This window comes from Pseudenhygromyxa sp. WMMC2535 (genome assembly GCF_011083025.2).
On record NZ_JABJWV010000001.1, the window covers coordinates 4526755 to 4540108 of the forward strand.

Sequence of the window (13354 nt, forward strand, 5' to 3'; positions counted from 1 at the left end):
GGAGACCGGCGCAGCTGGTGCGCTGCGGGGTCGTGAGACGCGAGGCGCGGACGCGAGCGCCCGCGTCCGCGGTGCAGTGGCGGGCGCGGGCGCGGGCGTCGAGAGCGGCTCAGCTGGTCGGCGCCGAGTTGGCGAAGGTGTAGCTGAAGGTCGCCTCGCCGGCGCGCTGGTCGGGGGGATCGAGGGCCAGGCCGCCGAGGGCCGTGACCACGCAGGTCGCGAGGCTCTCGCTGACGGTGCTCCGGTCGCGGTCCCAGGTTACGGAGGTCAGCTCGCCGGACTTCTCCTGCACGGTGAAGGTCACGGTCAGCTTGCCGGCCATGTCGGGGCTGCGGGTGAGCTCCTGGTCGTAGCAGGCCTGGAGCTGGCCCTCGCGGGTGTCGAGGAGCTGCGAGGTGTCCTCGCGGTAGCTGTCGGTGTCGCGGGCGGCGAAGGAGCAGGCGCTCGTGAGCAGCGCGAGGCCGAGGGTCAGTGCGGCGGTAGTGGTTCGCGTGGACATGGCTATTCGACCTTCTGGGTGGTCTCGACGGAGGCCTCACCGGTCTCGGGGTCGACGGTGGTGGTCGTCTCGGTGAACTCTTGCTCGAGGATCGTGAACTCGACGCGGCGGTTGGCCTCGCGGCCGGACTCGGTGTCGTTGTCGGCGATCGGGCGGTCGGGGCCGTAGCCCTCGGACTCGAGCCGGCCCTTGTCGACCTTGCCGCGCTTGACGAGGTGGTCGAGCACGGCCTTGGCCCGGCGCTTGGACAGGTCGACGTTGTGCTTGTAGTCGCCCTCGGAGCTCGCGTGACCTTCGACGCGGATCTTCTTGATGCGCGGGTTTTGGTTCATCACCGAGGCGACCTCGGCCAGGAGGTCGTCGGACTCGGAGCGGATCGTGGCCTTGTTGTAGTCGAACTGAACCTTCTCGCGGATGACGATCTTGTCGTCGGTGACCTCGACGCGGGGCTCTTCTTTGGGGGCCTCGGCGACGACGGGGGCGGAGGGCTCGATGACCTTGGCCGTGCTGCCCTCGAAGACCCGGGGGCTGCACGCCGCGAGCGCGAGGGGCAAGAGCAGGGCAGGGAGGGCGTGGAGGGAGAGAGGGGGTGATTTATGTCGTGGTGCGATCATGGTCGACCTCGGGAGGACCCTCGACGTCGACGTAGGCCAGGCGGATGTAATCATCGGGGCCGACGGCGTCGGAGCGAGAGCTCGGCGGTGGCCGGGTCCTCGCCGATTGCCTAGCACATTCGTCTGCTGTCATCACGTGGTGTGGTCTCGATGGCTGGATCCAGGGGTATGATCAGGGGGTGAACGACCTGCGACCCTGGAGCAATAAGACACCGGATGGGTCCTTCGACTACATCGTGATCGGCTCGGGCATGGGCGGGATGACCTGCGCTGCCATGCTCGCCAAGCTGGGCAAGCGGGTGCTGGTGCTCGAGCAGCACTATGAGCCGGGCGGCTTCACGCACACCTTCAAGCGCAGGGGCTGGCGCTGGGACGTGGGCGTACACGCCGTTGGTGAGGTCAGCCAGCATACGCTCCCGGGCCGGTTGCTCGAGCACCTCAGCGGCGGGCGGCTGCGCTGGGCCAGCTTGGGCCCGGTCTATGATGAATTTCACTGGCCAGAGGGCTTTCGGATCGACTTCCCCGACTCGCCAAAGCAATTCAGGACCAACCTCCTGGATGCCTTTCCCGGCGCCGACGCGGCCGTCGATCGCTGGCTCTCGCTCTCGCGTGAGGTGTCCGAGGCGATGCGCCGCTACTACCTCGCGCGGACCCTTCCGGCGCGCTTTGGGGGCCTGGCGGACCGGCTGATCGCAGGCTCGGCGAAGCGGCACTTCGAGCGGCGCTCGGCCGACGTCGCCGGGGAGCTGTGCGCGGATCCACGCCTTCGCGCCGTTCTGCTCTCGCAGTGGGGGTATTACGGCTCACCGCCGAGTCGCTCCTCTTTCGCCATGCAGGCCCTGGTCACGCGTCACTTCGCCTGGGGCGGCTACTACCCGGTCGGGGGCTCACAGCAGATCGCCCACTCCCTGCTGCGGACGGTGGCCGCGGCCGGCGGGTGGACCAAGATCCGCGGTGACGTCGACGAGATCATCGTCGAGGACGACCGGGTCGTCGGGGTGCGCCTCGTGGAGCGGGACGGCGACCGCGGCCAGCTGATCCCCGCGCGCGGGGTGATCAGCGCTGCGGGGATCTGGTCGACGATCAACCGGCTGCTCCCGCCGGACTATTGCGACCAGCCCTGGGCGCGCTCGATCCTCGAGCTCTCGCCCGGGCCGGCGCACGTCTGCCTCTATCTGGGCTTCGAGGGCGACATCCGGGCCGCGGGGGCGGGCTCGGCCAACAAGTGGTTCTACGAGGGCTGGGATCCCGAGGTCGCGGCCTGGGAGGTCGAGCCGGGGCGGGCGCCGGGGCGGGCGCCGGTGCTCTACTGCTCCTTCCCCTCGCTCAAGGATCCGACCCACGACCCCGGCCCCCACCAGCGGCACACGGGGGAGGTCGTGACCTTCGTGCCCTGGTCCGCCTTCGAGCGCTGGCGCGGCACTCGTTGGCACCACCGCGGCCCGAGCTACGAGGCCTTCAAGCAGGCGCTCGGGGATCAGCTGCGCGCCCAGCTGCTCGAGCGCATGCCCGGGCTCGAGCCGCTGATCGTCCACGCCGAGCTGTCCACGCCCTTGAGCACGGCCCACTTCGCGCGGCCCTACGCCGGCTCGATCTACGGCCTCGAGCCCACGCCCGAGCGCTTCCGCAACCCCTGGCTGCGCCCGCGGGCGCCGATCGAGGGCCTGTACTTCGCCGGCAGCGAGGTGACGACCGTGGGCGTCATGGGGGCGATGCTCGGGGGCGTGCTCGCGGCAGTCTCTGCCGAGCCGATCGCTGGGCTCCGGCTGCTGCGGAGCCTCGAGCGCCCGTGATTGCCAGGCATGTGACGATGGGGTATCGGGGTCGGCCATGGCCGAGTACCGCCTCGAGAACGTCATCGACTGCCCCATCGAGCGCAAGTGGGCGCTGTTCTTCGACGACGCCTTCAACGTCGAGATGTACGAGCAGGGCTTGGGCTTCCCCAAGTGCGAGATCGCCGAGCGCCGCGACGACGGCGAGGTCCTCCACCGGCGGATGATCTGCGTGCCCAAGCTCGAGGTCCCCAAGGCCCTCGCCAAGATCGTCGGGGACAGGACCGGCTACGAGGAGATCGGCGACTGGGTGCGCAGCGCCGGCGAGTGGCGCTGGCGCCTGGTCCTCTCGGCCTTTGGCGACAAGGTGGCGATCAACGGAACGATGCGCCTCGAGCCCCTGGGCGAGGGCAAGTGCAAGCGCGTGACGGTGTTCACCGTCGCGGCCAAGGTCTTCGGCATCGGCAAGATCGTCGAGAAGACCGCCGCCGACAACGTGATCTCGGGCTGGAGCGACAGCGCCAGGTGGATCAACGGCTGGCTGGCGCGCAACCCCGCCTGAGCGCGCTCAGAGCGAGCGCGTGACCTCGAGCTGATACTGGCTGCAGGTCTGGTCGTTGGTCGTGCGGAACACCCGGACCCAGACCGTGGACGGCCACAGCACCATCTCGAGGTAGTCGAGCTGCTCCTCGGCGCCGGGGTCGAGGTCGTTGAAGGACCACTCGAGCAAAGGCGGCGCGTTCGAGCCGAACTCCGCGGCGAGGCCCTGACCGTAGACCTGAGCGCCGCAGTCGCGGAAGAGCTCGAAGCGGTAGTCCTCGTTGTCGTTGGTGGTGAAGCTGATGCTCGCCGTGCCCGCGCTCGGGCGGGGGTTGGCGTCGTCGATGGGGAAGTCGAAGCGGTACCAGTCCTCGTAGCCGTTGCCGAGGCCGTTATCGACCATGTAGATCGTGCCCAGGGGCAGGTCCGAGAGGGTCTCGCCGATGGCGATGGACCCGTAGTTGGCGTTGTCCTGGCCGCAGCTCGAGCCGACGGCGTCGCTGGAGGTCGCGCACTCTCCCTCGGTCTCCCCGCTGTCGGCCCCGGTCGTGTCGGTGCCCGCGGTGGTGGTGGTGTCGTCGTCCGTGTCGACCCCATCGCTGCTCGACTCCTCACCCGTGCCGGTGCTGTCGGTGCCCTGATCCGCGTCGCCGCTCTCGTCTCCAATCTCGTCAGCAGTGCCGGTCCCGTCTTCGTCGGTGCCGTTCGAGGTGAACTGCGGGCCCGTGTCGTCCGTCTCCTCCCCGCCAGAGCAAGCGAGGGCGAGGGGGAAGAGCAGGGCTGGGAGGATGCGGTAGGCGTTGCTCATGTGTATGTCCAAGCCAAACGACGGGCGGAGGATAGCATAGCCCCCCCTAGATGCCCCAAAAGCGAGCTGTGAGCGTCCAGGCGTAGGGTCCGCGGGGAAGGGCCGAGGGGGCGCGCAGGTCCTTGCGCCCCGGCCTGCCGGTGTTTGGGAGACTTCGCAATTTACTCGAAGCGTTCGCAAGGGTCTTCAAACTCGCGTAAAACGATATCAAGTGAGTGGCGACTGATGGACGTCAAGGTCTTCAGTGACGAGGGCAGAGGCCTCGACGCGCATTTTGAGGTCGCGGGGGCCTCTGGCGCCGACGCGGTCCTGCGCTTTCGGAGCGCAGGGGGCCGGCCAGCTCGCAACGCGGACTATAACGAGGGTCTCGAGCTGCTCCTCGAGCGCCTGGGCGCTGCGGAGGCCTCGCTGCTCGCGGTGGAGGTCGACTCACAGGTGACGGCGAGCCTACCCATCCAGGCGCGCGTGGTGGCGCTTGACGATATACGCCTCCCCCTCGACCTGAGCGCGCTTCGAGACTACCGGGCGCTGCGGATCTGTATTGGGCGGGGGGCGGCGAGGATCGGCCGGGCGGCGGACGCCAAGCCAGGCGGCGGGAACACACAAAAGCAGCTGGCCCTGCATCTGCGCTTTCCGGCCAGCGCGCCGCTGTCCGAGCCGTGGCTGCGCGCGTTCGTTTCGGGGGAGCCCTGGACGCACGAGCACCGGGAGGCGGCGGGGCGAAGGCGCGCGGGCGGGGCCCTGTCCGCGGAGGAGGAGCCCGGGGGCTATCAGCTCAGCGACGCCGACACGCGCGAGCGCCTGCTCGTCGAGATGGTCCAGCGGCGAGGGCAGCAGCGCTTTCGTCGGGCGCTGATCGACCGGGATGGGGCGGTGTGCGCGATCTCCGGCTGTCGCGTCCGCGAGGCCCTGGAGGCGGCCCACCTGTCTCCCTACCGCGGAGAGAAGGACAACGACCTAGCGAACGGGGTCTTGCTGCGCGCAGACTTGCACAAGCTCTTTGATCGCTTCCTTATCGGCGTCCACCCGCAGCGGCGCAGCGTTCACCTCAACCCCGTGCTGAGTGACAGTGAGTACGCCAGCTTTGAGGATCAGGGGTTGCACATCGCGGAGCCGCAGCGCCTGAGCGAGGAGGCTTTGGCGGCCCATTGGGCGCGCTTTGAAGCGGTGGCCAGCGAGGGAGAGGGCGAGGGTCTGGGGGGAGCGCACCGCGTAGAGGCCGCTGAGCCGCCGACTTGAGCGGTCTGCAGGCTCCTGCCCTGGGCTCGTCGAGATCCTGTAGAATCGGGCCCCCGCGATGCGCTTTCGTCTGGAAGAGGTCACCTTCGAGTTGCCGGTCGAGCTCGGCGAGCCCGTCGCGCAGCACTACCGCGACGACGCCGAGCACACCCTCGCCGTCGAGCGTGGCGATGACGGCGAGCCGGCCAAGGTCGTCGCCGAGCTGCGCGCTCGCCTGCTCCAGGTCATGCCCGACGCCGACCTGGGGGAGGCCGAGGACGCGGCGCTCGCCGGTCGCGCGGGCCAGCGCTACAGCTTCGCCCTGCCGGCGCAGGCCCAGGCCGGCGCGCAGCTGCTGGTCGCCCTCGACCCCGAGCGCTACGGCGCAGGCGCGATCCTGCGGGTGGGCTGGTTTGGGCCGGGCACGCGGGCGGACGCCGACGCGGCCATCGATGAGCTGATCGCCGCGGCGGTCGAGGCCACGGGCCGCGAGGGCTCGGCGCCCGCGGGGACGCGGCGCTGGTGGATGGCTGGCCTGTCCTACCTGCTGCCCGAGCGCTACCACTGCGCGCCCAAGCTCGAGCACAGGGGCCTCGGCGGCCGCGCCCTGCTCGAGGTGATCGTCCACCCCCTCGATGGCCCGCGCGTCGAGCTCGAGGCCGAGGCCGAGCAGGGCAGGGACCTGCGCGGCGGCGAGTCCGAGCTCGCCCGCGAGCTCGTGCCGATCATCCACGGTGAGTGGCTGCGCCTGCGCGCCGGCCAGGACCCGAACGCCGCGGCCGAAGACCAGCGAGTGATCAGCCGCTCGGTCCAGCGCTACGAGGTCGGCAACCCCATTCAGATCCGCCAGCTGGAGGTCCGCCTCTCGGGCCCGGGGGATCTCGGCCAGAGCCTGCGCGAGATCCATGAGCGACTCCTCGCCAGCGTGATCGTGGAAGGCGCCCGATGACCAACGACGCGAGCACCCACAACACCCAAGTCTGCCGGCAAGACGACAACGTCCTCGAGACCGGGACCATCCCCATCGTGTTCGTGCCCGGGGTCATGGGCTCGCGGATCTCGATCCCCAACGCCTTCGACTGGGACCCGGACCACACCGCCACGGTCATGCTCCCCGGCTGGGTGATGGCACTGCCCAGCTTCGTCAGCGACAAGCTGACCCCTCCCGAGGACGGCGCCCGGGCGCCGCTGGTCCGCGAGGGCAAGGGCCTCAGTGACGAGCAGGAGGCGCGAGGCTGGGGAGAGGTCGCCAAGGACTTCTATCGCAAGGTGCTCGAGAACCTGAGCAAGATGCGCTTTGGTCGCTACAAGACCCCGGTCTACGCCGCGGGCTACGACTGGCGCCAGTCCAACAAGGTGTCCGGGGCCTACCTCGCCACGCGCATCGGCGAGATCATGGAGGAGAACGACGCCGAGCGCTTCGTGCTGATCAGCCACTCCATGGGCGGCCTCGCGACCCGGGCCTGCCTCAAGAACGACGACGGGATCCGCGAGAAGTGCCTGGCGGTGATCCACGTCGCCCAGCCGGCCGACGGCGCGCCGGTGTTCATCCGCCGGATGTTCGACGGCGCGGCCCAGGACGGCTTCGTGATGAGCCAGCTGCTCGGCAGCAGCCGCGAGTCCTTCCAAAAGATCGTCTCGCACTCGACCGGGCCGATCCAGCTGCTGGTCACCTCCAACTACCGCGACGAGGCCCCGGCGCAGGCCTGGTGGTACACCTACGAGACCTTCGAAGATCCGGGGGTGAAGCGCAGCTGGGAGGGCGACACATGGACGCTCTACAAGCGCAGCGATCGTTCGCCGGAGGGCCTGCTCGCGGCCGAGGGCGAGCGCGGGGCGATCCCCAAGAAGTACCGGGACGCGCTGCTCTCCAACCTCGACACCGCCAAGCAATTCCACGACGAGATCGGGCGCTGGAAGTACGAGGGCAAGACCTGGACGATCTACGGGACCGGGGTCGAGGGCACGGATACGCGCTGTCACTTCAAACTCCCGCCCGAGGACCCCGAGCTCGGCGACGTGATCCCGACGAGCCCCTACTCTCCGCCGGTCATCCTCTACAAGGCCACGCGCAGCAACGGCGAGACGGTCAGCCTGACCGAGGCCCAGGCCTTCCCGGATGATCGCGGCTACGTCACCACGCGCAACACGCGGGGCGACGGGACGGTGCCCGCGACCTCCGCCAGGGCGCTCTTCCCGGATCAGTCTCAGCGCTACAAAGCCGGCACCGACTACGGCGCGGTCCGGCAGTTCGAGGTCGTGGATGGCAAGAACGGCGGGGCCGCCCACGACGCGATCTGCGACCACGGCGACGCGGTCAAGCTCCTGCGCGAGATCATCAGCCACGCCCTCGGCCAGGTGCACTAGGAGCCCGTGGTGAAACCCAGCGCGGCTCCTGGCGCCGGGCTTTTCGTCGAGGGCGCGAAGCCAAAACGCCGCTGTACCGGGCGTACTGCAAGTTTTGGCGACAAAGCCCTCGGCGAAAAGAACAAGCGAGGTGTCGTGTTGGGTTGCACCACGGGCTCCTAGTGTGCGCGCCAGCGCGCACACTAGGAGCCGTGTTTTAGCCAAAGAGCTCGTGCCGGGCGCTCTCGGAGATCGCCACGACCCCCGGGTGCTTGAGCCGGCGCTCGATCGAGATCGCGTAGAAGCGCTCCTGGATCTCGTCGGTCCGCCCGAGCACCTGCACGCCGTACTGGCGCTTGATCTCGTCCTCGATCGCCGAGGGCCCCGCGAACACGCCGACCCCCGACTGGCCAAAGACCTTGAGCAGGGCGCTGTCGTCGAACTGGCCGACGACCTCGGGGGTCAGGCCGTGGCTGTCGAACCACCGATCGAGCTCGCGGCGGACCGTGCTCCTGGGCATCGGCAGCAAGAAGGGGGCGCGATCCAGGGAGCCAGGGAAGTCGCGCTTGTACTTGCTGGCGAGCGCGGGGGCGGCGAAGAAGCTCAGCCCGCACGAGCCCAGGGGATGGTTGAAGGCCTTGACCGAGACGTTGGGGCCGATCGGGGCGTCGGAGATCAACAGGTCGAGCTCGTGGCTGGCCAGGCGCGTGAGCAGGTTCTCGAAGGTGTCCTCCTGGCAGACCATGTGGATGTTCTCCTCGAGCTCGAGGGCCGGCCGGAGCAGCTGGTAGGCGATCAGTTTGGGGACCACGTAGGTCACGCCGACGACCAGGCGCAGCGGTTGGCCGGTCGGCCGCTCGTGGAGCACGTCGACCATCTCGCGGCCTAGAGAGAAGATCTCTTCGGCGTAGCGCAGGGCGACCTGGCCGGCCTCGGTCAGCGCGAGCCGCCGGCCGGAGCGGTCGAAGAGCGCGATCTCGAGGTGCTCCTCCAAGGTGCGGATCTGCGTCGAGATCGTCGGTTGGGAGACGTGCAGACGCTTGGCCGCGCTGGCGATGCTGCCTTCCTTGGCGACCATCCAGAAGTAGAGCAGGTGGTGGTAGTTGATCCAGGACTGCATGGCCGCGCCGAAGGTTCGGTTTCATCTAATTAAAACCTATTGTTTTTCTATTTGTTCAAAGAAAAACCGAAGCCAAGCTGCCTGCGGTGGATCTCGACTTAGGCCCAGCCCTCCTCGAAGACCCAGAGCTCGGTAGCCTGGTTCAAAAGCGACTGAATAGTCAGCTGGCGCGCTATGCCGACCTGCTCCGGGGGATCTCGGTCCGGCAGATCCAGGGCGAGGAGGAGGGGACCGGCTCCTCGCGCTGCGAGGTCGAGGTGCACTTCAACAGCGGCTCGACCCTGCTCATCAGCCAGACCGGCGACGCCGAGCGCGACGCGCTGATCTTCTTGCTCGATCGCGTCGCGCGAGCGGTCGCGCGCCGCGTGGCCTTCGATCGCGGCTGCTGAGCTGCTCGTCCGCTGGGGCGCGCCGCCCACGAGGGGCCTCACGGCATCCGCCGATGTGGCGACGACTTGGCCGCAGAGGTACGAGTCGAGCCGGGGGCCGAACCGGCCTCTGTGGCGTCCAGGTGCTCGTATTCGCCGCGCGGCGGAGGTTTTGGACCGCGGCGTCACGGTGAGGGCGGTGGCCCGATTTGGTCAGGGGGGTGCCTTGAGGACCTTTCACAGGAGGGACAGGGGCGCATTTGCCTCACCGGGACATGCGCCCGAGCGGCTCGACGCCGCGCGTGGGCAGAGCCGGCGCACGGCGCCGACACGTCCCTCGAAGTCAGGTTCGCGCTTCGATGCTGCGTGCGTCGTGGATGTGCCCGCGTGGCGTTGTTGCGGCGAGCCTGCTAGCTTCGAGAATCGTGTCCAGCCTGGAGCAAGTGCAGCTTTGCCTCGCGATGCTCGCCTACGCGGGCTCGACGGGGGAGGCGGCGAAGGGCGGTCCGGCGCTGCGGCGATGCGTCTCGACCTGGCTGACACGCACGCCGCCGACGCGAGAGCTGGAGCTGTTGTGGGGCCCGGCGAGCGTGCGCGTCTGGTGGCAACCGAGCGCCCCCGCGGTGGTCGCGTTCGTGGTCGGCGCACCGCAGGCGCAAGAGTGCTTCTTGGTGCTGCGCGGTGGTGCCCCCGCGAGCTTGTGGGACGCCAGCCTCGAGAGCTTTGGCTGCCTCGAGCAGGAGCCCTGGAGCTGGGCCGGCGACGCCGACGGGCTCGCCCCGGCGATCTGCGCGGGGCTGCATCGCAAGCTCGGGGCGCTGCGCGAGCTGGCCCCCGAGGAGGGCTGCCTGGGGGCAGGTCGCACGCTCACGGAGTTCTTGCGCGAGCGCCTGGTGGACGCGTCTCGAGATCGTCGCTTCTCGCTGCGGGTCACGGGGCACGGCGCCGGCGGATCGCTGGCGGTCGCCGCCGCGCTGTGGCTGCGCGACACCCAAGACGGGGCCTGGGCGCGCGACCCCGCCTGGGACGCGGAGCGCCGCGCCAAGGTCCACTGCACGGCCTTCGCCGCGCCCTGCTTCGGCAACGGCGACTTCATCTCCTATCTCGAAGACCGGCTGCCCGAGGCCGAGTTCATCCAAAACCATCTCGATCACGTGCCCGCGCTGTGGGACCCACAGACGATGCTCGAGCTGCCGAAGCTCTACGCGCCCCACGTGCGCGAGCCGGCGATGATCCGCGTGCTCGTCGAGGCCATCTCCACGGAGATCGAGCGCCAGGGCGTCGAGTACGAGCAGCCCCCCGCGCACGTGCTCGAGGGGCGGCTCCAGACCTCGCTGCAGCCCACCTTCACCGCGCAGGCCGAGTACCAGCACCTCCACGCCTACGTGGAGCTGCTCGGGCTCTCGGAGGTCCTCGACGTCGATGAGATCTTCGAGCGGCCCTCGGGCAGCGACGACGGGCCGATCGCCCAATAGCGTGAACCCATCGCGTGAACCCATCGTGTGAACCAGTCGCGTAGACCCAGTACGCGAACCAGCAGCGCAGACCAAGCGCGACCATCGACGTGCCTCGCCCAGTCTCGAACCCGCCCAACCCCTGGTCGAGCGAGCACGTCGAGTGGCTGGGCGCGCCGCCGGACGCCAAGCTCGAGATCTTCGAAGAGCAGGCGCGCTCGATCGTCGTCGAGAACGACAGCCCCGACATCCCCTTTCGCTGGTCGCTCAACCCCTACCGCGGCTGCTACCACGGCTGCATCTACTGCTACGCGCGCCCGGGGCACGAGTACCTGGGCTTTGGTGCGGGCAGCGACTTCGAGCGCAAGCTCGTGGTCAAGGTCAACGCCGCGGCGCTGCTCGAGGCCCGCTTCGCCAGGCGCTCGTGGATCGGCGAGCCGCTCGTGTTCTCTGGGGTCACGGATCCCTACCAGCCCCTCGAGGCCAACTATGGCCTGACCCGGGCGTGCCTCGAGGTCTGCCTGGCTCACCGCAACCCGGTCCAGGTGATCACCAAGGGCGCGCTGGTCCGGCGGGACGCCGAGCTGCTCGCGGCCCTCGAGGCGGAGGCCGGGGCGACGGTGACGATCTCGATCCCCTTCATCGACGACGCGCTCGCTCGCAAGATCGAGCCGTGGGCGAGCGCGCCCAGTCGACGGCTGCAGGCGTTCGCGGCCCTGAGCGAGGCGGGCGTGCCCGCGGGGGTCTCCCTTGGACCGGTCATTCCCGGGCTCAACGACGAGCAGATCCCCGAGATCCTCGAGGCGGCCGCCGACGCCGGCGCGCGCTGGGCCTTCATGCTGCTCGTGCGCTTGCCCGGGCCGGTGCGCCCGGTGTTCGAAGAGCGCCTGTCTTCGCTGGTGCCGCTGCGCGCGGGCAAGGTGCTCCACGCCATCGAGGACATGCGTGGTGGTCGGCGAAACGACGCGCGCTTCGGCGCGCGGATGCGCGGTCAGGGCCCGCGCTGGGCGGTGATCGAGGCGGTCTTCGAGGCGCACCGGCGGCGCCTCGGCCTCGGCGTCGGGCCGGAGGCGCTGCATGAAGGCCGAGACAGGCGCTTCCGACGCCCGAGCGCTCAGCGCTCGCTCTTCGAAGATTGAGCGGAGATCAAAACGAGCGTGCGGGCCTCGGGCTTCGTGAGAGGAGCCCGAGAGGAGGCGTTGGGCCGAGCGCTGGCGAAGAAAAAACAGCGTCTAGTCGCCTGTTTTTCCCTGACTCGTGGGCCCGCGCGCGTGAGGGCGCCTTGGGCATCGCGGCGCGCGAACGCAGCCATCGAGCTTTTTTGGGGCGCGGCCAGGAGGCAGGCGACCGAAAGCAGAATAGGATACGCAGGATGTTTGCGAACCGCACCCAATCGTTCCGCCACGCCTTCGTGCTGACCATGGCCTTCGCCTCGGTCGCCGCGTGCAAGAGTGAGATCGACGAGAAGCCGCCGGCGAAGACCGAGCCGGCCGCCAAGGTCGAGGACAAGGACGCCGCCGCCGAGGCTGGCGCGGACAAGGCCGACGCGGACGCTGGCGAGGCCAAGACCCTGTCGCTCGCCGCCGACACCTCCAAGGTTGGCTTCATCGGAGCCAAGGTCACCGCCGATCACAAGGGCAGCTTCAGCGACGTGAGCGGGAGCCTGACCATGGCCGGCGACAAGCCCGAGTCCCTCGAGGTCACCGCCAAGCTCGCCTCGCTGAGCACCGACGCCGACAAGCTGACCGAGCACCTCAAGAGCGGCGACTTCTTCGACGTCGAGACCTACCCCGAGGCCAAGTTCACCAGCGTCAGCATCACCGAGAAGGCTGGCGAGGGCGGGGCGACCCACGAGATCGCCGGCAACCTCGAGATGCACGGCAAGACCAACAAGATCACCTTCCCGGCCACGGTCACGGTCGGCGAGGGCGAGGTCGCCGGCAAGGCCGAGTTCAAGATCAACCGCAAGGACTGGGGCATCGACTACGCCGGCATGGCCGACGACCTGATCAAGGATGAGGTCGCGATGGAGCTGGACCTGCACTTCCCCCGCAACTGAGCTTCGGGTCGATGACCCGCTGTGGCCCGCTCGGCGCTCGCCGGCGGGCCACTTCAATTTTTGCGTCGCGTGTGCGCTCCAGTGGACCCGAGGAGTCTCGGGCGCCGGACCGCCGGTCGCTGATGGGGCGCGAGCTGCTCCGAGCCTGGGGCCTCTCAGGTCCTCTGGAGGACACGCTCGCTCAGGCCTTCGCGCCGGGGACCTCGACGAGGGCGTGCTCGCCCTCGAGGCGGAGCTCGAAGCGCTCGAGGCTGGCGCCGAGGCAGGGGCCGCTCTCGCAGTAGCCGCTGCTGGGTTCGAAGAGCGCCCCGTGGTTGACGCAGAAGATCCGCCCGACGACGCGGGAGTAGAACCGGCGCTCGCCCATGTCGAGGTCGACGTTCCAGTGGGGACAGCGGTTGAGGAAGGCGGACAGGCCGCCTTGGTGACGGACCACGAAGCCCTCGAAAGCCTCGCCGTCGCGCTCGAAGTCGAACACGCGGACCTCTCCAATGGCCAGACTGGCGACCGCTTCGACACGGATCTGTGTCATGACGACGTTGCTTAGCAGCCGGCG

Annotated in this window: 15 protein-coding genes; 9 read left to right on the forward strand and 6 right to left on the reverse strand. The window is 69.2% G+C overall.

The window, feature by feature from the left end:
• Positions 1–109: 109 nt before the first annotated feature.
• Genes G6O69_RS17815 through G6O69_RS17825 form a run of 3 tightly spaced genes read right to left on the reverse strand, consistent with a single transcriptional unit; the run spans position 110 to position 1246 of the window.
• Positions 110–499: an AgmX/PglI C-terminal domain-containing protein gene (locus G6O69_RS17815; RefSeq protein WP_172304699.1), complete on the reverse strand. Its 390-nt coding sequence runs from the start codon at positions 497–499 to the stop codon at positions 110–112.
• Between the two features lie 2 nt (positions 500–501).
• Positions 502–1113 (reverse strand): OmpA family protein, encoded by a 612-nt coding sequence (locus G6O69_RS17820; protein ID WP_172304700.1) that lies wholly within the window; start codon positions 1111–1113, stop codon positions 502–504.
• Positions 1094–1246: a hypothetical protein gene (locus G6O69_RS17825; protein WP_176396926.1), complete on the reverse strand. Its 153-nt coding sequence runs from the start codon at positions 1244–1246 to the stop codon at positions 1094–1096. Before G6O69_RS17825 ends, G6O69_RS17820 begins: the two co-directional genes overlap by 20 nt.
• Positions 1247–1292: 46 nt before the next feature.
• Here G6O69_RS17825 and G6O69_RS17830 point away from each other — a divergent pair, with 46 nt between their 5' ends.
• Both G6O69_RS17830 and G6O69_RS17835 read left to right on the forward strand, forming a co-directional pair.
• Positions 1293–2906 (forward strand): NAD(P)/FAD-dependent oxidoreductase, encoded by a 1614-nt coding sequence (locus G6O69_RS17830; protein WP_172304701.1) that lies wholly within the window; start codon positions 1293–1295, stop codon positions 2904–2906.
• 37 nt (positions 2907–2943) lie between these two features.
• Entirely contained in the window at positions 2944–3447 is a 504-nt protein-coding gene (locus G6O69_RS17835; protein WP_172304702.1) for a DUF2505 domain-containing protein, read from the forward strand.
• A gap of 6 nt (positions 3448–3453) precedes the next feature.
• Here the strand turns inward: G6O69_RS17835 and G6O69_RS17840 are convergent, their stop codons facing one another.
• Entirely contained in the window at positions 3454–4233 is a 780-nt protein-coding gene (locus tag G6O69_RS17840) for a hypothetical protein (RefSeq protein ID WP_172304703.1), read from the reverse strand.
• A 225-nt stretch (positions 4234–4458) separates the two neighbouring features.
• Here G6O69_RS17840 and G6O69_RS40300 point away from each other — a divergent pair, with 225 nt between their 5' ends.
• From G6O69_RS40300 to G6O69_RS17855, 3 genes are read left to right on the forward strand one after another with little or no spacing between them, the layout of a single operon-like run.
• Complete coding sequence (locus tag G6O69_RS40300) at positions 4459–5472, forward strand: HNH endonuclease signature motif containing protein (protein ID WP_172304704.1); 1014 nt, start codon at positions 4459–4461, stop codon at positions 5470–5472.
• A gap of 58 nt (positions 5473–5530) precedes the next feature.
• Complete coding sequence (locus tag G6O69_RS17850; protein WP_172304705.1) at positions 5531–6400, forward strand: hypothetical protein; 870 nt, start codon at positions 5531–5533, stop codon at positions 6398–6400.
• A complete protein-coding gene (locus G6O69_RS17855) occupies positions 6397–7818 on the forward strand; it encodes a hypothetical protein (RefSeq protein ID WP_172304706.1) in 1422 nt (473 codons plus the stop codon). Before G6O69_RS17850 ends, G6O69_RS17855 begins: the two co-directional genes overlap by 4 nt.
• 196 nt (positions 7819–8014) lie before the next feature.
• Here the strand turns inward: G6O69_RS17855 and nhaR are convergent, their stop codons facing one another.
• A complete protein-coding gene (nhaR, locus tag G6O69_RS17860; RefSeq protein ID WP_172304707.1) occupies positions 8015–8917 on the reverse strand; it encodes a transcriptional activator NhaR in 903 nt (300 codons plus the stop codon).
• Positions 8918–9003: 86 nt separating this feature from the next.
• Here nhaR and G6O69_RS17865 point away from each other — a divergent pair, with 86 nt between their 5' ends.
• From G6O69_RS17865 to G6O69_RS17880, 4 genes are all read left to right on the forward strand, one after another.
• Positions 9004–9306, forward strand: a complete 303-nt coding sequence (locus G6O69_RS17865; RefSeq protein WP_172304708.1) for a hypothetical protein — start codon at positions 9004–9006, stop codon at positions 9304–9306.
• A 404-nt stretch (positions 9307–9710) separates the two neighbouring features.
• Positions 9711–10760, forward strand: a complete 1050-nt coding sequence (locus G6O69_RS17870) for a hypothetical protein (RefSeq protein WP_172304709.1) — start codon at positions 9711–9713, stop codon at positions 10758–10760.
• 89 nt (positions 10761–10849) lie between these two features.
• Positions 10850–11878 (forward strand): PA0069 family radical SAM protein, encoded by a 1029-nt coding sequence (locus G6O69_RS17875; RefSeq protein WP_172304710.1) that lies wholly within the window; start codon positions 10850–10852, stop codon positions 11876–11878.
• 233 nt (positions 11879–12111) lie between these two features.
• The gene (locus tag G6O69_RS17880) at positions 12112–12798 is read left to right on the forward strand and encodes a YceI family protein (RefSeq protein WP_172304711.1); all 687 of its coding nucleotides are present in this window, start codon (positions 12112–12114) and stop codon (positions 12796–12798) included.
• A gap of 181 nt (positions 12799–12979) precedes the next feature.
• On the opposite strand, the gene G6O69_RS17885 is transcribed toward G6O69_RS17880, so the two are convergent.
• Positions 12980–13330, reverse strand: coding sequence for a Rieske 2Fe-2S domain-containing protein (locus tag G6O69_RS17885; protein WP_172304712.1), 351 nt, complete (start codon positions 13328–13330; stop codon positions 12980–12982).
• Positions 13331–13354 lie beyond the last annotated feature (24 nt).